The 18,489-nt window shown below is 47.1% G+C and carries 16 protein-coding genes and 1 riboswitch; of the genes, 1 reads left to right on the top strand and 15 read right to left on the bottom strand.

Features of this window, described 5'->3' with window-relative positions:
* Positions 1–14 precede the first annotated feature (14 nt).
* Positions 15–1,172: an MFS transporter gene (locus K6T99_12220; protein ID MCL6520585.1), complete on the bottom strand. Its 1,158-nt coding sequence runs from the start codon at positions 1,170–1,172 to the stop codon at positions 15–17.
* A 95-nt stretch (positions 1,173–1,267) separates the two neighbouring features.
* Here K6T99_12220 and K6T99_12215 point away from each other — a divergent pair, with 95 nt between their 5' ends.
* Entirely contained in the window at positions 1,268–1,462 is a 195-nt protein-coding gene (locus K6T99_12215) for a ferredoxin (GenBank protein ID MCL6520584.1), read from the top strand.
* 188 nt (positions 1,463–1,650) lie between these two features.
* Here K6T99_12215 and K6T99_12210 read toward each other — a convergent pair whose 3' ends face one another.
* The 14 genes from K6T99_12210 to K6T99_12145 all read right to left on the bottom strand — a co-directional run bounded on the left by K6T99_12210 (position 1,651) and on the right by K6T99_12145 (position 18,186).
* The gene (locus tag K6T99_12210; protein ID MCL6520583.1) at positions 1,651–2,778 is read right to left on the bottom strand and encodes a trypsin-like peptidase domain-containing protein; all 1,128 of its coding nucleotides are present in this window, start codon (positions 2,776–2,778) and stop codon (positions 1,651–1,653) included.
* A gap of 61 nt (positions 2,779–2,839) precedes the next feature.
* A complete protein-coding gene (gene ribE, locus K6T99_12205; GenBank protein ID MCL6520582.1) occupies positions 2,840–3,313 on the bottom strand; it encodes a 6,7-dimethyl-8-ribityllumazine synthase in 474 nt (157 codons plus the stop codon).
* A gap of 36 nt (positions 3,314–3,349) precedes the next feature.
* Positions 3,350–4,585: a bifunctional 3,4-dihydroxy-2-butanone-4-phosphate synthase/GTP cyclohydrolase II gene (locus K6T99_12200; protein MCL6520581.1), complete on the bottom strand. Its 1,236-nt coding sequence runs from the start codon at positions 4,583–4,585 to the stop codon at positions 3,350–3,352.
* A 51-nt stretch (positions 4,586–4,636) separates the two neighbouring features.
* Complete coding sequence (locus K6T99_12195) at positions 4,637–5,284, bottom strand: riboflavin synthase (GenBank protein ID MCL6520580.1); 648 nt, start codon at positions 5,282–5,284, stop codon at positions 4,637–4,639.
* A 41-nt stretch (positions 5,285–5,325) separates the two neighbouring features.
* Complete coding sequence (ribD, locus tag K6T99_12190) at positions 5,326–6,426, bottom strand: bifunctional diaminohydroxyphosphoribosylaminopyrimidine deaminase/5-amino-6-(5-phosphoribosylamino)uracil reductase RibD (protein ID MCL6520579.1); 1,101 nt, start codon at positions 6,424–6,426, stop codon at positions 5,326–5,328.
* A complete protein-coding gene (locus K6T99_12185; protein MCL6520578.1) occupies positions 6,395–6,772 on the bottom strand; it encodes a hypothetical protein in 378 nt (125 codons plus the stop codon). The genes ribD and K6T99_12185 overlap by 32 nt, the downstream gene beginning before the upstream one ends.
* Positions 6,773–6,810: 38 nt before the next feature.
* A complete protein-coding gene (gene rpe / locus K6T99_12180; protein MCL6520577.1) occupies positions 6,811–7,470 on the bottom strand; it encodes a ribulose-phosphate 3-epimerase in 660 nt (219 codons plus the stop codon).
* A gap of 2 nt (positions 7,471–7,472) precedes the next feature.
* A complete protein-coding gene (locus tag K6T99_12175) occupies positions 7,473–9,170 on the bottom strand; it encodes a protein kinase (GenBank protein ID MCL6520576.1) in 1,698 nt (565 codons plus the stop codon).
* Positions 9,171–9,341: 171 nt separating this feature from the next.
* Positions 9,342–12,038, bottom strand: coding sequence for a hypothetical protein (locus tag K6T99_12170; GenBank protein MCL6520575.1), 2,697 nt, complete (start codon positions 12,036–12,038; stop codon positions 9,342–9,344).
* 14 nt (positions 12,039–12,052) lie between these two features.
* Positions 12,053–13,378, bottom strand: a complete 1,326-nt coding sequence (locus tag K6T99_12165) for a DegT/DnrJ/EryC1/StrS family aminotransferase (protein ID MCL6520574.1) — start codon at positions 13,376–13,378, stop codon at positions 12,053–12,055.
* The gene (locus tag K6T99_12160) at positions 13,375–15,834 is read right to left on the bottom strand and encodes a hypothetical protein (protein ID MCL6520573.1); all 2,460 of its coding nucleotides are present in this window, start codon (positions 15,832–15,834) and stop codon (positions 13,375–13,377) included. The genes K6T99_12165 and K6T99_12160 overlap by 4 nt, the downstream gene beginning before the upstream one ends.
* Positions 15,835–16,138: 304 nt before the next feature.
* Complete coding sequence (locus K6T99_12155) at positions 16,139–16,678, bottom strand: hypothetical protein (GenBank protein MCL6520572.1); 540 nt, start codon at positions 16,676–16,678, stop codon at positions 16,139–16,141.
* A 28-nt stretch (positions 16,679–16,706) separates the two neighbouring features.
* On the bottom strand, positions 16,707–17,594 hold the full coding sequence (locus tag K6T99_12150) for a ParB/RepB/Spo0J family partition protein (GenBank protein MCL6520571.1): 888 nt from the start codon (positions 17,592–17,594) through the stop codon (positions 16,707–16,709).
* 286 nt (positions 17,595–17,880) lie between these two features.
* On the bottom strand, positions 17,881–18,186 hold the full coding sequence (locus tag K6T99_12145) for a flagellar biosynthesis anti-sigma factor FlgM (GenBank protein ID MCL6520570.1): 306 nt from the start codon (positions 18,184–18,186) through the stop codon (positions 17,881–17,883).
* A gap of 59 nt (positions 18,187–18,245) precedes the next feature.
* Positions 18,246–18,348, bottom strand: a riboswitch (cyclic di-GMP riboswitch).
* Positions 18,349–18,489 lie beyond the last annotated feature (141 nt).

The following is an 18,489-nucleotide window of genomic DNA, read 5'->3' as shown; positions in this document are numbered from 1 at the left end:
TAAAGGTTAGGGCACTACCTCTGCCGATTTGAATGCCAATAAACTAGGCCTGAGAGCGTGAGCAGTGCTGAGAGTATTGCCGTTGCCATATAAGGCGCTCGTAATGAAATCATCTCGGCTGTTTCTCCACCGACCAAACTGCCGAGAATGTTCCCTCCAGCTACTAGTGACTCGTGGATTCCTGTATTCCTGCCCATATTTATCCTTGCTTGTAACCCATAATAAAGCGCCGCTGTGTAAGCAATTCCGAGCCCAACTCCCTGGATAAGAAAGGCACCTGCGAAAAAAGCGGCTATTGAAGTATAGAATACTACCAGCCCCGAGACTAACACCATCCCTTGTGCGAGCAACAAAGGCCATAGTTTGCCTCGCCACCATGGTCCGGCGCCTGCGACGGCGATCCCGAGTGCCTGGCCAACTAACAGCATGCCAACAAGTAGTCCAATTTCTCCAGGTTTCATCCCTAACTCAACTGCAAGCTTTGGGAAAAGCTGTCGGGCAGCAGCATATGCAAAAAAGCCTAGGAAGTGTCCCATTCTTGCGATGGCTAGCAATGGACCTGGGCTAGGTCCTGTTGACGAAGATAACTCTTTTGAACCAGAAGGTTGCATATAGGTGTAGGTTTTATGCCAAGCATATACTAGGATGACTACTAAGGCAACGAAAAGCGCTCCAATTTCAAAGGGAAGTCCGCGGCTTTTGGCGAAGGTGTATCCAGCTACCAAGCCACATGTTGCACCACCTATCGTCCACCCGGCGTTGAATGCAGAGAGATTTTTCCTGAGTTCTCCAATAGGGCTCCTGTCGCCAATAAAAGCTTGCAGGGAGGGATAAAACGCACCTATTGATGCCATAAAGAGGATGTAAATTATTAGAATTTCGGCATTGTTTCGTGAAAAAGAGAGGCCAAGACATGCAATGCATGCTAGAAAAGCGGAGGGAAAAATTACTGTGGTACGGCCGATTTTTTCAGATAGTGCACCGGATGCGAGACATACTGGTAGGCGCACGCTTTGAGCTGTCCAACCGAGAAGTCCCAGAAACCGAGGACTTGCGCCAAACTGGATTGCTAGCAGAGGAAGGGCGACCTGGACCAAAGCTATCATGCCATCCATTAGGGCTGGGATGGTAAAGCAGAAAAACCTCATATAGAATGTGTTTATTTTGCTCATGAACAAGGAGTATTTCACCGTAAGGAGAGAATAATCCTTTGTGTATTTAAATACATAAATGGGAAAAGTAAAAAGAAAAGAAAGGAGGATTCATAATGAGACCTGAGATTGACGAAAGCCTTTGCATAGGAGATGCAATTTGTGCGGATATTTGTCCAGAAGTTTTTGAGATGGGCGACGACAACCTTGCGCATGTTATCAATGAAAATCCAGGCCCGGAGCTTGAAGAAAAAGTTCGCGAGGCCGCTGAAGCCTGTCCGACGGGCGCAATAAGCGTCGAGGAGGATTAATTAGGTTTAAATTTAGAGTTTTTAAGTGCTTCACAGTAAAGTGCTAAGTTTTATTGGCAAGTTCTAGTATATTGAAGAAACTTTAAAATTTCCCCTTATATTCTTTTAATGAGTAGGCCATCCGCCATATTCGACGGATGGCCTTTTTGGCGAATTCATTCTATGCTTGGAATAAATGATGCCGTGGGCTATTGGACTCCTGCCGGCATCTTTGCGAGCCTTATTGCAACTACTCTTGTAACGCCGTCTCGCCAAATGGTAACTCTGATAATATCGCCAATTTTGTGCTTGGCAACAATTTTAACGAACTCTGATGCGCTTCGCAACTTCTTTCCGTCAACATCGGTAATTATGTCATATTGCATTATTCCAGCCTTTGCGGCTGGGCTATCAGGTACAACCTGAGCAATTATAACTCCATGGTTGCCTTTGAAGCCCCTCTGTTCGTACCAGGCTGCTAGGTCACCCCCGAGGTCTTGCAGAGCAACTCCAACCCACGGACGTACAACTTCGCCCTTTTCGATGAGTTGAGCTACTATCGTCTTAGCGTTGTTGATAGGAATTGCGAACCCTAGGCCTATGTTTCCGCCAGTCCCCGATAGAATCGCCGTGTTAATTCCTATCACTTCGCCGTTTATATTTGCCAGTGCGCCGCCGCTGTTCCCTTGGTTGATTGCTGCATCTGTCTGGATAACTTCCTCAAGAACACTGCCGTTTGGCAACGGAAAGTCAGTGCGCTTGGTTGCACTTATTACGCCCACAGTAACGGTGTTACTGAAGCCTAACGGGTTGCCAATTGCTATCGCCCAGTCTCCTACCCTGAGGTTGTCGGAATCTCCAAGCACTGCTACGGGCAGGTTGTTGGCGTCAATTTTGATTACTGCTAAGTCCGATCGCGGGTCTCTGCCTATTATTCTGCCTTTGAAACGGCGCCCATCGGCAAGGCGCACTACAATTTTGTTTGCTCCTTCTACAACATGGTTATTTGTTAGAATATAACCATCTTTTCGTATAATTACCCCCGAGCCTTGGCCTCTTACTTGAGATTTGGGCGCTGGGAAACCAAAGAACTCTTCGATTGGCGATGACATTCGGATTTCGCTTACAGTGTCTATATTGACGACGGCTGGTGCTACCTTAGCGGCGGCATCTGCAATAGGGTTGAGTCCCTTTTGCACGACTTGCTTTGTTCTTAGGCCTTGCGAAATCACTAGCCCAGCATTTTCAGGGCGTGTGTAGCCCCATTCTTTTAAAATCCAAGCGCACGCGGCAAAGCCTAGAACAAAAACGAAAACATAAGAAGCGACTTTTTTCATTGCTTTACCTTTTTAATTGGCTATTTATTATTGGCTGAACTTTCTCCTTTGCGAAATGCCTTTACTTTTTTTCTAACTCTTTCATCACATTCGCCATCTCTATGGCTGTTTCGGCTGCATCAAAGCCCTTATTGCCTTGCTTCGTACCGGCGCGTTCGATTGCTTGCTCGATAGTGTCGGCTGTGATGATGCCATAAACTGTTGGGATTCCAGTGCTAAGCGCCGTCTGTGCTATTCCCTTCGTTACCTCTGCCGCTAGGTAGTCGAAATGTGGGGTTGCACCTCGAATTAGGGCGCCCAGACATATAACGGCATCGAATTTCCCCGAGGAAGCCATTTTTTTGGCAATTATTGGTATCTCAAATGTGCCTGGCACCCATGCTATCCCAATATTATCCTGAATTGCACCATGTCTGGCAAGCGCATCTAGTGCGCCTTCAAGAAGTTTTTTAGTAATAAACTCATTGAATCTACTGACCACTATGCCAAACCTCAGTCCATTGGCAAGCAGTTTGCCTTCATATACCTTAGCCATGAAAATCCTCCTTTTGAAAAGTTGGACCTGATAGGTTTATTGCCCGACGCCGCTTTTTTGCTCTCCTATTAAATCCTCGGTGTCAATTAGATGTCCCATCTTTTCGCGCTTGGTTTGAAGATAACGCAAGCTATTGCTATTCGGTGTTGCTACAAGGGGGACACGCTCTACTATCTCAAGGTCGTATCCTGCCAATCCAGCTAACTTTGCTGGATTGTTGGTCATGTATCTTATTTTCCTTACGCCGAGATCAATAAGCACTTGGGCTCCTATTCCGTAATCTCTGAGATCGGCAGGATAGCCAAGCCGCTCGTTTGCTTCGACAGTGTCATATCCTTCATCCTGGAGCTGATATGCCTTCATTTTGTTCAAGAGGCCGATGCCTCGTCCCTCCTGCTGGATGTAGACAAAGACGCCTCTGCCTTCCTCTGCAATTTTGGATAAGGCTAGCTCCATCTGCTGGCCGCAGTCACATCTCAGGGAGTGGAATACGTCGCCGGTGAGGCAGCTTGAGTGTATGCGCACGAGTACTGGCTCTCCGGTTGACACGTCGCCCATCGTCAGAGCGATGTATGGATTGTTTTCGACCTCGGTCTCGTATGCGTGGAGTTGGAATTCGCCATAAGGAGTAGGGAGGCGGGTGAGTGCAACACGCTTGATAAGCTTCTCGGTGCGTCTGCGATATCTGATGAGGTCGGCAACTGTGGCAATTTTTAGACCAAACCTCTTTGCAATTCCTTGGAGCTCCGGGAGCCGTGCCATGGTTCCGTCTTCACTTAGTATCTCGCAGAGCACACCGCTTGGATTCAATCCAGCAAGCCGAGCCAAATCTACAGCGGCTTCTGTATGACCAGCTCGTTTTAGCACGCCTCCTTCACGTGCTACAAGCGGAAACACATGTCCTGGCTTGGCTAAATCCGACGGCTTCGTGGCAGGGTCAATAAAGACCTTTATAGTATGCGCCCTGTCATATGCAGAAATGCCGGTCGTTGTGCCGTGAATTGCGTCCACGCTCACTGTAAAAGGTGTGCCTAGTAAGGCGGTGTTTTTCTCGACCATCATCGAGAGGCCTAGCTCTTCAATTCGCGCCCTGGTTGCTGCCACGCATATAAGCCCGCGTCCGTACTTCGCCATAAAATTAATGGCTTCGGGAGTAACCTTTTCTGCCGCCATGATAAAGTCGCCTTCGTTTTCGCGATCTTCATCATCCACGACAATCAGCATTCTTCCTGCACGGATCTCTTCAATCGCTTCTTCAATAGTGCAAAACATAATGCGTTTCCAGTAATTAATGCAACATCAGTTATGACTTCTAGTTACTTATTATTCCATAAATCCTCCTTCCGACAGCAAGTTAATGAGGCGTTCATCGGAAGCAGGAATGTTCCCTGATAAGAATTTATGTACGTACTTACCTATTATATCAGTTTCGAGGTTTATTGTGTCTCCGATGGTCTTTTCACTGAGTGTTGTGGCTTTCCATGTATGGGGTATTATCGCCACAGCAAACCAATCTTTGCCACACTCGGCAACGGTGAGGCTAATCCCATCCACCGCTATTGAGCCTTTCTCAACAATATACTGCATTACATTTGGCGGTGCTTGGATGCGAATCGAAGTTGAACTTTTATCCTTGTGAATCTCGCGAATTATTCCTTTTCCGTCAATATGACCCAATACTATATGCCCGCCAAGGCGGGCGCCTGCCTTAAGTGGGCGTTCGAGGTTTACGGAGTTGCCGACCTTGAGACTGCCAAGGTTGCTTCTTTCTACAGTCTCGCGCACAACGTCAAATGTGATGTTGGGCGGGTTGACGGCGACAGCAGTCAGACATGCGCCATTCACGCTTACACTGTCGCCGATAGAGACATCCCCAGAGATCTCTGGCGCATTGATTGTGAGTTTCAGCCCTGCAGGTCCACGCTCGATTTGAACGATTTTTCCTTTTTCTTCAATCAAACCTGTAAACATGTTTTTTTTCTACCTTAAGTTATAGCTGGCTTTAGTTTGGGTTAGAAGTCAAATTCCAAGGCCAAGTCATCGGCAAAACGGCGTACTTTCAAATTTGACACGCGCAGAGCTTGAGCCATCAACTCGATGCCTTCTCCTTCGACGGGTGTTTTTGCCGAGCGTCCTCCTACTATTTTTGGGGCGATGAAGATTAGACCTTTATCTACTAGGCGTTCGGCGATCATGGATGCCGCAAGCTCGCCGCCCCCTTCAAGAAGGACATTGTTTATGCCCATTTTAGCAAGTTCGCCCATCAAATAGCGAAGGTCAACTTTGCCATCTACCTCTCGAATGGAAAGAATCTTAGCTTCGATATTCCAAAGTAAATCCAGGTTTGCTTCTGGCTCGCTCCTTCCAACTGCCAAAATGGTTGGCGCGTCGGGTCGCAATACCTTTGCATTTAAAGGTATTGATGCTTTGGTATCTACCACCACCCGTATGGGCTGAACTGCAGAGCGAACTTCGCGAACCGTAAGCTCCGGGTCGTCTGCGCGTATTGTACCAATGCCAACGAGAATCGCGTCAGACTGGCTGCGCAGACGGTGGACGTATCGCCTTGCCTTTGTTGAGGTGATCCATCGTGAATCGCCGGTTCGCGTGCATATTTTGCCGTCTAGTGTCATAGCGCACTTCCAAAGAACGAATGGTAGTTCTTTGGTAACGCGTTTAATGTAGCCACGATTGAGCTCATGGGCTTCTGATTCGAGGAGGCCGACGTCGACTTCGATTCCCGCTGACCTCAGTACCTCAATGCCCTTACCTGCGACCTGAGGGTTCGGGTCTACCATAGCGACGAAAACCCTCCGTATGCGAGCTTTTATAATCGCATCGGTGCACGGCGGCGTGCGCCCTTGGTGACAGCAAGGTTCTAGCGATACATACAAGTCCGCCCCATTTGCCAAATCACCTGCTTGTCGTAAGGCGAATACCTCGGCATGCGGCTCGCCTGCCTTCGGATGAAACCCTTCGCCTACAATCTTGCCTTCACGGACAACGACAGCCCCGACCATTGGGTTGGGGCTGGTGTGTCCGCGCTTGGCGAGCTGAATCGCTCGTCTCATGAAGGTATTCTCAGGTGTTTCTTGATTCTTGGCTGCCAGCATTTTCCTCTTTTCCAGTAGTCAAGTCGTGAATTATGCGTTTCCTTTGCTCGCCGTAGCCAATGCCTATGTCGCGTAGGTCTAGAAGTGCCAAAGCAACCAAGCCAAATGCTAACGCGAGACAAATCATCCAATACATCAACGCCAAGATTGAATTGCCAGCCTCACTAGCTTGGCCGCCTAGCACCATAAGGCTGAGAATGGCGAGCGCAACTATTCCGCTTGCTACCCGAGCAATTTTCTGCCGCCGTGTCAGTAGTCTCCCGCGCACCGGCCACCTTGACATTTCATAGGCGAGCAAAAGGATGATGATGGAGCCCGCTAGGATTGCGTAGACGAGCAAACCCATAATATTTTCCTCTGCCCTTTCCAGTGGGAAAGGAAAGATCAAACCTCTCGACAGTGCCGACGGAGATCCGAGATCGCCTTCTCGATGCACTCCGGGCCATTGAATACAAAGGATCCGGCAACTAATACGTTTGCCCCTGCTGCAGTCACGAGCTCGCAAGTTTTGGTATTAATTCCGCCATCCACTGATATATCTATCTTTCGGCCCGCATTTTCAATCATTGCCCGCGCGGCTTTTATTTTAGGAAGCATTTCAGGTATGAAGTCCTGACCCCCAAAGCCAGGGTTAACTGTCATTATCAGCAACTCGTCTATTTCGGATAGAACATTCTCAATTACGCATAACGGCGTTGAAGGGTTTAATGCAACTCCTGGTGTCGCTCCAAGCTCTCGTATCTGTTGCAAAGTCCGATGCAGGTGGGCACAAGCCTCGGCATGTATAATTATTGTATCACATCCGGCAGCAATGAACTCGGCCAGAATTGATTCGGGCTCAATAATCATTAAATGGCCACAGAATGGCAAATCAGTTTTGCTTCGGATGCTTCGGACGACAAGTGGTCCAAATGTGATATTTGGCACAAATCTTCCGTCCATGATATCTAGGTGCAGGCTATCTGCTCCGCCCTCCGTTACTTGGCGAACGGCACGTTCGAGATTGCTAAAATCAGCGGATAGGAGGGATGGAGAAATTTTTATTTTCACTTTGTTTCCTCCTGCACGAGCTTGCCGTCTATGTAAACGCGAATTACTATGCGTTCGCCTATTCCCTCGACGGTTTGTTGAATTCTATCGCCGGGCTTTGCTAGGCCAGTGTATGCTACTTTCTCGCCGAGATTATCAACTACAACAATCTGGACTGTCTGATTATCACGGCCAGGGGGCACTTTCTTTATAATTACATCGAAGGATCTTGGCTCCATGGGCGGGCGATTTTCCTCTTCTGGAGGTGTGGGTATCTCCTCTTCGAATTTTGGGCCAAGGCTTACGACCATATTCACACGCTGTCCCCTTTCTTGCCGTGTCCCAGGGGCAGGTGATTGGGATATCACACTTCCAGCTGGGATGGTGTCATTGTAATCTTGTGAAATCTCCCCGACTGTAAGTCCTGCATTTATGATTTGCTCACGGGCATCTTCCATTGTGAGATTGACTATAGAAGGTGTTTTTGTATATTTTGAGCCTTTACTCACCCAAACATCGACGGACTTGCCCTCTTTGATATGGCGGCCTGGCGCAGGGTTCATGAAGTATATTGTCCCTTTTGGGAACTTTTCTGTGTTTTCATTATACTCTTCGCCCTTGATGTTTAATGTTATGTGCTTTTGGTCGGCAATTATCCTTGCGCGGTCAATTTGCTGACCAATAAGATCTGGTACCTCAACTTCCCCAGGGCTCATCCATACATATCCGATTACCATAACACCAAATATGCCTATTAAGGCGACTATAACGATGAGCGTCTTTAGAATAGCAGACAAAATCGGTATTTCCTCCAACTCATCCTCAGCCTCTTCGCTTGGAGGCTCGGGAGTCTCCTTCTCCGAGACAGCAGTCCACGTTACCGTTTTCGTCAGGTTGAGCGCATTGCGAACTGCCTTTAAGTCGTTGAACATGGCTTTAGCTGAGCGGAATCTCTGATGGGGTAGTTTCTGAAGCGCCTTGACAATTACGGCGTCGAGTGTCTTCGGTATGCCGGGATTTAACGTGCGTGGGGAAGGCACGGGTTCCTTGGCATGCTTTAGCGCTACTGTAATCGGCGTGTCGCCCTCAAACGGAAGTGTGCCAGTTAGTGCTTCAAAAAGTATTATGCCGAGTGAGTAGATATCGCTTGCGGTACTAGATTGCTTGCCCTCAGCAACTTCGGGTGCCATGTAATGAATCGACCGCATCATAGCGTTTGTGCGGATTGACTGCGATGATACTACTGCCTCGTTGACCCAAAAATCTGCTATCTTAATCTGGCCCTCAGCAGTTACCAGAATGTTTCCAGGACGGAGGTCCCCATGTACGAAGCCTCTGCGGTGTGCATAATCCAGGGCGTCGCAGAGTGCCATGCCTAGGTCAATAGCTGTCAGAAGTGTAAGGGGCGTGCTTCTGCGAAGTCGCTCTCGAAGGTCTACTCCCTTGACATATTCAACAACTATGAAGTAGTTGCCATCTTGACAACCGGTGTCTAATACCTCCACGATGCCCGGATGACGAACGCCGATCATCGCTTGCGCTTCAACTATCATACGTTCGGCAAACATGCCGTTTGCGGCATACTGGGGAAGCAAGACCTTCACAGCAACTGTCCTGTTGTCAATCTTGTCTTGGCACTTGTAAACTGTGAAGAAGCTCCCCTCTCCAATCTTCTCAAGTACCTCATAGCGATGTTTAAGAACTGTGCCAATCAAGACAATTCTCCGTTAAGCGGCTGGCCTTTTAATAAGCATTTATTTCTTTCTTATTTTACAATATTCGACAATTGCAATATTATTCCTATTTTGGCTTCTCATATTGCAAAACATTGCCAGACTTGAGCCCTCTCCCTCGCAGGCGCCTTTACGAAGCCATTCCTGCAATAGTTAGCATTTGGTGATTACTAACTTCTCGCCGGCTTTTAGCTTTATTGGCTTGTCGAATATTACTGACTGACCCTCAATGTGCGCAGATACCATGCCATCCGGGCCATTTATGGCGATATCTGTTTGTGGAAGGTCTGCAATGTCCAAGCGACTAAGTTGCTGGCTTCCGTATAAGACCTCGAATGTGAATACGCCGTTGCCGAGGTCTTGCGAGTAAATTCCCCATCCTGTGCCTGTATTCCAGACTGTGCTATAATTTTCAGGATTGAGCTTTGGTGCAAAGCCCAACCTTCCTTCTACTAGGCTATATGTAAATCCGTCGAGAGCAAGCTTAACCGACCAGGAAGACATTGCTCTTGCATAATGATGACCGCATTCCACTTCGTTCCAAGGATTTCTATTGTAACCAGCATATCTGTCGCGTGTAGCTTTCACGATTGCAAGGCCTTCTTCAATCCAGCCTTCGTATATTAAATGGGCGGCTACCTGGTATTCAATGCCCGTCCAGACTTCATCAGAATATACGAAAGGTAGCGCAGGACGGTTTCCGTGCGGCCATGTGCACAGCAAAAGGCCGGCTTCGTCATTCAGCGCATACACTCTCTGAACATTTGGAAAATTCCTTACAGATGATAAGAAATTGTTATCAAAAATGGATTTAAGCGCAGTCCGTATCTTATCTGGGTCTAGCAAGTATCCCAATCCGGCAACATGAGCTGCCCATTGGCCAAGAAGCTGGTCGGACAAACATCCTTCGCCATATTGATACTTCGGCATAACATCGCCATTACCTAAAGCGACTGCAGGACCTCCTGGTGATTGCTTACATGGGCAAGATGGCTCGCCAATTTTAGGGGTTTTCAGGTTGTCTGGGACTTCTACGCCATCGATTAACATAACCTTTTGGATATAATATTCGCCATTCCATAGCTCAGATTCAACTTTTGACCGGCCGCTCTCGTAGATAGCCCGATACTCTTCCGCCTTTTCAGTTTCGCCGAAGTAGCGAGCTATTTCCTCGCAAGCTCGAAGAGCACCAAGGTACATGGCAGTGCACATTGTATTGGGACCAAAGAACTCTATGTCGTAGGTGTTATGCTGCTCCCCTTCCATGACGCCATCCTTGTTGGGATCCCATAAGGAATCGTAGCTACGGTCGCCCTCCCGGGCTGGAGGGGCCATCTTTTCCCTTGTCATCGTCCAAGCATATTCCAAAGCAAGTTTGACCTTCGGCCAAATCTCTTTGAGGAACTCGTCGTCGCCCGAGAGCTGCCAGTCGCGGTAAACTTGAATAATAGTGCCCATTTGGCCATCGGCACAAGGCTTAAAATTCCATATTTCTGAGCCTCTTGGCAGCTTTGTGCGAAAGCCCATGTGGCCTGTTTCGCGAGTGTTGTAGAGGAATTCAGTTTGCCGCATAGTGCGTTCGAGTTGCGGAAATAAAAATGCTACCGCCTGTTCATAGTTCCAAACATGGGTGCAGTTGCCGGGGCAGCAACCGCCTTTATCACGGCAACCTTCCCATCCATAAAAGCTGCCGTCCTCTAAGAGGAAGCATGTGCACGAGCGCATGATGCTCGCCTGAGATGTTATAGCATCGAGAACGTGTGCAGGCAGAGTGCTGTTGAAGATTGCCCTGCGCCATAGCTCTGTTTCTCCTTTGAGGCGTTTAAAATTTTTTGCAACATATTCAGCAACTCCCCATGCATCGTCAAACTGTGCACCTGGATATGTTTTAAAGGGTTTTGGGTTCTGCAGTCCCTCCGGAGGCCAGGGATTCGCCATCGTTGGAAATAGCCAGGTGAGAAATATGGGCATTGTAACCGAGCCGCCAGATGGAATTTCGGCGCGCAAAACCAGCGATGAAACATCGGCGACACCAGGCGCGGGATCGGAATCCATCACTTCGGTAATGCGGCCGTCAGTGGAGAAGTCGTCCCAGAAAATGTGGCACTTATCCCACCAGCCTCCTCGGTACCAGTGCGTTTGGATGTCCAGGTTGTTCCAAGTAGTGCTTATGGCTATTGTGCCGTACTCAGGGCTTGCAGAGTTGGCCTTGGGGTGAGTTAGGAATATTCCACACAGGTTGCCGGTAGACTTGAAGGCGTTCAATGAACCTGCGCTCGTTGGGTTACCGTTCTCGTCTTTTGCAATTAAAGGATTTGATATGCTGGCAGCCAGTGATATGCTAACAGGTTTATCGTTCGGATTGCTGAACGTCCATTCGAAGATTGCTACAGGGATGGCGCTGTCTTTAATATTAAGAGGTATAAATGGATTCCAAGCAACTAGAGATACATTTACCATTATATCTGGGTCGGAAAATTTGAGGTTTGCAACAGGATATTCGCCTTTGAAACTAACGTCCTGAAATCTTGGAAGGCCTAATAACTGAGCCTGTGGTTCTCCGAAGCCGCTTCGATATGGAGGCGGAACTCTGCCTTCAAGCACTTTGGCAACCGGTTTCCCTTTTTCTTCTTTAGCCCAAAGTGCGAAGAAAGTAAAAGGCCAAACAGTTCCTTTGGCAGCTTGGTTCATGACCTCAAAATCTCGGAGGTTGCCTCTTCCTCCAATGCTAATGGTTCCTGTACCAAGTCCTCCCAGTGGAAAAGCTATCTCATTGGTAGCTTCCCCCTCAAAAGTGCGCTGTTCGCCAATTTTGGTAAGTTCGCTATGCTTATATGGTATTTTGCCCATCTCTTCCTCCAATGTTAGCTGGAGTGCTGGAAGAAATGCCAGCCGCCAATATTCTCAGGGTTACCTGGATCATCGGCTAATAACTCCTCGTAGTTATCGCAAACTTTTCTAAACGCCTCTATGTACTGGTCAATGATTTCTGGGCGGTATTTCTTAAACCATGGGATTGAGTAAGTCCTTGCTCCTACTGCCTCGCTTACTGGTAGGTCGCCTTTATATTGGCGCACGTCGCGTGTGGAGTTTGCTATTCTGGTGGGCTTTCCATGGCCATAGACATCGCACTTGGTGAAAAGCGGATGGAGGTGTAGAGCGTTGTTTACCCCAGGACTTGTAGGACAACCTTCCGCACGCACCGCTTCTGTGAATCGGGTCACGGAAAGCCCGCCTAGTTCTTCTGCTACGTATATCCCGTGGCATGCATACCACCCACCCATTGTGCAGTTCGACCCTTTAGGCGGTCTGTGCGCCCTGATACCTGGAACGCCCTCCAAGCCATCCCAGAAGTAATTCATTGCCTTATCTATTTCTTGCATTCTTTTATCATAATGTTTTAGTTGAACCCTTCCCATTGCTGAACTTAGTTGATGCATTCGATATTTGTAACCACCGAGGGGAAGCCCAGCGAACTGTTTGAGGTAGGGTGTTGTTATGTTTGCTCCATAGCGCTCGTAGTGCCCAAATGCGATTGCACGCTCATAAATTTCAAGGTCGTCGGTGCAGAGAATGCCGCCTTCACCAATGGGCAGAGATTTGCCGCTCATTAGGGACATTGCGGCCACATCCCCAAAAGTACCGACTTTTTTCCCTTTATAGAGGCCGCCATGTGCATGCGATACGTCTTCTATTACCTTCAAACCATGTTTGCGGGCAATCGCCATAATGCGGTCCATATCCGCTGGGTAGCCTAAATAATGGACAACCATAATTGCTTTTGTTCGGCCGGAAATCCACCTTTCAATATCGTCCGGGTCGAGGCAGAGCGTCCAAGGATCTATATCTGCAAATACAACAGTTGCACCAAGTGTGAACGCCGGAATTGCTGATGCCCAGTAGGTTATGCTTGGACAAATTATCTCATCTCCTACTCCAATCTTGCATCCAAACATTGCCGCTTGAATGGCTGCAGTGCCGTTATTGTGTGCCAGGGCATATTTGCGGCCCAACCATGCAGCAAATTCTTCTTCAAATTGTTTAGTTACATCTGTGCCAGACATGGCTCCGCGTTGGAGTACCTCGAGCACTGCTGCCTCGTCCTCTTTTGTAACGATTGGCCAAGTGAAAATATCGCGGTCGTTGCTTTTGACGGCCTTTTCTCCACCAAATAAAGCCAGTTTACTCATTTTGCTAGCTCCAATCTAAGTGTTTTGATTTCCCATTTACCGAAAGGAATAGTAATCTCCCTTCCCTTAAGCGGCAGGGCAGGCTTGTGAAGCGGCCGCTCGGCTAAATCGGTTTCCAAGGCGGCTCGTACCTTCATTCCCATATTAATTCTTGCAGTTCCTGGTTCTCCTTTGCATTCGTAAAACCTAATTATAATGTCATTTGAATCCTCTGCTTTCTTTAGCGCTGTGACGATTAGGTTCGAGGGTTCTACACTGAGAAATGAGTGCTCCTCCGGCAGATTTCCTGCGTGCCTTTTAGCAAAAAATGGAATGAGAGGGTTGTTTAGCTCGTAGCCTCTTCTTGGCGTGTTGGCCTGACGCCAATCACCTGCGTGGGGATAAAGAGAGTAAGTAATTTCATGTCGTCCTTGGTCTGGTGTTGGGTCAGGATCATCCGACGCTCTTAGTAGGGAAAGGCGCATAATGTTGTCTTTGACGTCATGGCCATATTTGCAGTCATTTAACAGGCTGACCCCATAATCTTTGCCGGATAAGTCTATCCATTTTAATGCGGGAACTTCATCACCATTTGAGGGCCGTTCGATGCTCCCAAAAGGAATGTCAAAGACAGCCTTGCCATCATTGACATTGACAGGGAATGCTACTTTTAGCATTGCACCATCTGTCTTAGATGTTCCTTGCTCGAACCAGTCGGCAGTCATTTTGAAATCAATCCGCGGCACACCAGGGCGGAGGATTATATCTTGCATGAATGTGGATTTGTTGAACTTGTGTTTGACACGTATGACACCTGGCGCTATGACATTCACAAAATCGGCTTTGTCTAAGTCAAAGGTCTGCTTAATGTTTCCAATATTCCAGGCTGACATCCCGGAAGGATCTTCAATCAATACTTGAAGAAGCGCGGCCTTGCTATTCGAAGGAAGAACTTTGCGGCTGGCTTTCTTGTCATAAATGTTGGTGATAGTACCGGAAAGCTTATCAACAGTTACTTTGAAAAATTCGTTCTCTATTGTTGGTTCCTGGGAAAGTGCCGTTTGTCTAATTTTCGACGGCTTCGCGCGGATGTAGAATGTTTTATAGCCAACCGAAGGAACATCTTTTGCTGCAAATATTAACTGACCATTGATGATTTGCGAAGTCATTTCATTGTCTTTAGCATCCCATACGCTTATTTCTCGTCCGACTAGGTTTTTGGGTAAGGGCAAGCTTATTGATTCTGTTCGTTGCCAGGAGAGCGGGTTGAATACTATGATGGGCATTCCAGCGCCCGTAGTATTTACTTCGTCAGCAAGAGTTTTAAGAGCTCCTTTTAGCGCCGTGTCTCCAATCGAATATGCCTTATCAAAAAGCTTCTTTGAATACTCATAGGATTCGTGTATCGCCGTGCCGTCAAGGATGTCATGGAATTGGTTAAAACATGTATTTCGCCAAGCTTCTATGAACTCCTTGGCTGGGTATTTGAAGCCAAAAGGAACCGCTAATGAAGAGAACATTTCTGCTGTTGGCAGCAGATTTTCCATAGTGCGGTTCATCCTCTTGATGTCTGAGTGGCTAGTATAGCAACCCCTAAATACGAAGTTTAATTCATCGCTTATAACAGGGAACTCTTTCTTTTGCGCTAGCAAGGTGTCAAAGAAGCCAACGGCTGTGTCAAACTTGACATTTGGAAAGTCTTTGCGTTTTCCAAGTTCTAGGGCTTTTTCAATATCTTTCCTAGTTGGGCCGCCCCCGTGGTCACCGACACCATAGACGAACATTGCGTCTTTGACGTCATAGCGTCTGGCTAAGTCAAGCACAGCATCCTTGATGCTTTCATTGACGGAGCCGTTGTAACTGCCGCGATTAAATGCAAGAACTCTAGATCCATCCGGGGATTCCCACCAAAATACAGGTTCACCTTTCCCGCATCGCATAAAATAGTAGTACTTAATACCACTCTTTGCTAATATTTGAGGGATAGTCCATGCGTGTCCGAATGTGTCAGGCTCCCAGCAGATTATTGGTTCGACGCCGAACTTTTCCATAAAGTAACGCTTGGCATAGAGAATTTGGCGAACAATTGCTTCACCGGAGGCCATGTTCATATCGCCTTCGGTCCATGTTCCTCCGGTAATTTCCCATTGCCCGTTTTTTACGCGTTCCTGTATTTGCTTAAAAATTTCGGGATATTGCTCTTCGATTGGTAAATATGCTGATGCCTGGCTTTGTGAGAAACGGAATTGCGGATATTCTTCCATGAATTTGAGCATTGTGGAGAATGTGTTTTTGCATACCTCAACCGTTTCTGGCCAAAGCCAAAGCCAGTTCATGTCAATGTGTGCGTGTCCAATAAGATGAACGGTATATTCCTTAATGGATGCCTCGTCAATCGCTGAATCTGGATGCGAATTCGTTGGGAATAGCCATAAAAAGAAAGCAAATATTAAAATTAGAGCTACACTTAGCCTCACCAGTAGAGCCTCCATTTTAGTTTTTAATGTGCAGATGAATTATACATTAGCCGGAGAGTTGATTAATCCCTTGTTGATTTATGGATTCTGTTTAACCAAGTGTTCGCACGGAGTGGAACTGCGGGATATGAGAGAGTTTAATAAGCAATATATGGCTTTTTGAAGATTTTAGAAGTTATAAAGCAGCTCCAGTATTTATTGCAGGCCCACCTTGCCGTCATTGTCAACCTTATGTCTATGTCATTTTTAGCATGGCCATGTAAAGTCATAATAGGTTGGCTCCCGAACATGAGACTCTAGAGCATTACCCCCCGAAAATTTTGCGATACCAAGGTTTTCGCCGAGTTATCTCTTCACGTGTTTTTGGTGCTGGTGCAAGCATTTTGAGCTCTTCTTGTAGTGTTTCAACCCTTCCTTGTAGGAAGCCTACTTGTCCTGAACGCTGTTCCAGCTGATAATGAAGCTCGCGATTCTCCGCTCGCAATTCTTTTATTTGTTCCATGAGGGTGTCCATGACATATTTAATATGGTCCGGTGCTATCGAAGCTATACCATCTATGACAGCAGTCTCGTCCTTTTCCAATTCCCCATCCGTTGCTTTGTCGATAAGTTTAGCGTCAACCATTATCTTATTATCAGATTCCCCAAATGCACCTTCTTTCATCAAAGTTTCCTTGAAGTTCAAAACTTGCTCGCGATTGAACATTAATTTTATATGCCCATCGACTCTGACTGGTCTGGCTTTAAGACGGTTAGCTTTGACATAGCGGCGTATTTGTCGATCACTCTTTTCGAGGATCTCCGACGCCTCTTTGATTGACATGTCATAGATCACCTCATTCATTACCCTGCTTTCCTCCCTTTTGCATTAATTATGTTTGAAAAATTAGGTCGATTATGCGCATTAGGTCATCCTCTCCATAGAACTCAATTTCTATGCGGCCTTTATTTTCATGATTGATTGAAATCGAAACTTTTGTGCCGAGGAATCGCCTGAGTTTATCTTCGACATTTGCAATATGCGGGTTTGTTTGTCCATGACGTCTAGTTTCACGTGAAACTTTGACATGGCGAGGTGGCTTGCCTGTCGCTGACATCCTGGACAGCCTTTCGGCTTCCCTGACACTGAGGCCATCTTTGACGATCTTCTCCCATGCCTTGAGTTGTTCTTCGGGGTTTGGAATGGAAAGAAGAGCTCGCGCATGCCCTTCTGTAATCTGTTCGCGGTCGAGGCTTTCTAAGATTTCTGCTGGAAGGTTCAATAGACGAAGGGTATTTGCCACCGCCGGGCGGCTTTTCCCAACACGCTCGGCAACTTGCTCCTGCGTTAGACCAAACTCATCCATAAGTCGCCGATAGGCTTGGGCACATTCGAGGGGTTTAATGTCTTCTCGTTGGAGGTTTTCTATAAGTGCAATCTCAAGCGATTCCTTTTCTGAGAGCTGCCGAGCGACTCCTGGAATGCTGTCAAGGCCTGCTAGAACCGCCGCTCGAAATCTGCGTTCGCCAGCTACAAGTTCGAACGCCCCGTTATCTACAGGTCGCACTACGATGGGTTGAAGTATGCCATTTTGTCGTATGGATTCTGCAAGCTCATGGAGTTTCTGGTCATCAAATGATTTTCTTGGCTGATAGGGGTTGAGCCTTATCTTGTCAATGTCGATGTCAATGACAGATTGTATTTCAACAGGCCTAGGTATATTCGGGGCATTGTCTTGTTTCTTTGTGTCCATGCGAGTGTTCTTGTCTATGATGTCCATCGTTATTTTTTAACTTCAACAAGCATTTTTGAAAATCCTCCTGCTTTGATAACAATAAATATTGTTAACTTTAAGAGCAATTTCCTTTTAAGAGAATTATTGACCTTCTAGCTAATGGGAGAATGATATTGTGCAACTTGTCACTTTGGTGATGATATTCAAACTGAGGAATTAGGGGTTTTAAATAAATTGGTCTTTATTTCTACTGGTGAAAAAGAACAAGAGAGGCCACCTGCTAAGGAAAACCTCTCTTGCTTAGTTATTGCCAATACCCAATGGATGGTAATTAGCGCATTCTATCTGCGCGCATCCGACGGAGCATCATCTCGGCGATTTCCTCGCCGGAAATTTTGTATTCGCCTTTCTCGATGCGCTCTTTCAGCCGCATAACTATTTCCTCTCGCACATCGGGCATTTCTTTGACCATTTGAACAACACGCTCAACTTCGGCGGCATCCGGCTCGGCTATTTTGGGTTCAGGTAGTTCATCGGCGGTAATCTCTTTGAATTCCAAATCTGGTGTTTTCTGCTTTCCGAGTCTTGTGCTTTCGGCAGCCAAAAGCTTTGCCACTTCTATTGCTGATATCTGCATTTTCAGCCCCTCTCCGCTTCGGAGCGCCAAAAACAAAAAGGCAAACGCTCCGAAGCTTAGACGGCAACCAGGCTGTCATTCCCGGAATCTCTTTCCGAGTTTCCCGGGGTTAGACCCTTGGCTTTGCGTCCCCTTCTTTCGAAGAGTTTGCCTTTTTCGCTTAGTATTGTTGTCACTAGTTATTATCGGCAGGCCGCTCGTGATTCCTCAGGACGAATTTAGAAATTTCTTGGTAAAGTTTGACCGGCTCCGACAGCCTCAATATAGCAGACATTAGCCAAACTGTCAACTGCAACCCTAGAG

It is taken from the genome of Armatimonadota bacterium, assembly GCA_023511795.1.
Taxonomy (GTDB): Bacteria; Armatimonadota; UBA5829; order DTJY01; family DTJY01; genus JAIMAU01.
This window is presented reverse-complemented; position numbering and strand designations above follow the sequence as displayed.

Bases quoted from the DNA above. Each gene is read 5' to 3' on its own strand.
- K6T99_12220 (MCL6520585.1), bottom strand. From the start codon at position 1,172: ATGAGCAAAATAAACACATTCTATATGAGGTTTTTCTGCTTTACCATC.
- K6T99_12215 (MCL6520584.1), top strand. From the start codon at position 1,268: ATGAGACCTGAGATTGACGAAAGCCTTTGCATAGGAGATGCAATTTGT.
- K6T99_12210 (MCL6520583.1), bottom strand. From the start codon at position 2,778: ATGAAAAAAGTCGCTTCTTATGTTTTCGTTTTTGTTCTAGGCTTTGCC.
- ribE (MCL6520582.1), bottom strand. From the start codon at position 3,313: ATGGCTAAGGTATATGAAGGCAAACTGCTTGCCAATGGACTGAGGTTT.
- K6T99_12200 (MCL6520581.1), bottom strand. From the start codon at position 4,585: ATGTTTTGCACTATTGAAGAAGCGATTGAAGAGATCCGTGCAGGAAGA.
- K6T99_12195 (MCL6520580.1), bottom strand. From the start codon at position 5,284: ATGTTTACAGGTTTGATTGAAGAAAAAGGAAAAATCGTTCAAATCGAG.
- ribD (MCL6520579.1), bottom strand. From the start codon at position 6,426: ATGCTGGCAGCCAAGAATCAAGAAACACCTGAGAATACCTTCATGAGA.
- K6T99_12185 (MCL6520578.1), bottom strand. From the start codon at position 6,772: ATGGGTTTGCTCGTCTACGCAATCCTAGCGGGCTCCATCATCATCCTT.
- K6T99_12170 (MCL6520575.1), bottom strand. From the start codon at position 12,038: ATGGGCAAAATACCATATAAGCATAGCGAACTTACCAAAATTGGCGAA.
- K6T99_12165 (MCL6520574.1), bottom strand. From the start codon at position 13,378: ATGAGTAAACTGGCTTTATTTGGTGGAGAAAAGGCCGTCAAAAGCAAC.
- K6T99_12155 (MCL6520572.1), bottom strand. From the start codon at position 16,678: ATGAATGAGGTGATCTATGACATGTCAATCAAAGAGGCGTCGGAGATC.
- K6T99_12150 (MCL6520571.1), bottom strand. From the start codon at position 17,594: ATGGACATCATAGACAAGAACACTCGCATGGACACAAAGAAACAAGAC.
- K6T99_12145 (MCL6520570.1), bottom strand. From the start codon at position 18,186: ATGCAGATATCAGCAATAGAAGTGGCAAAGCTTTTGGCTGCCGAAAGC.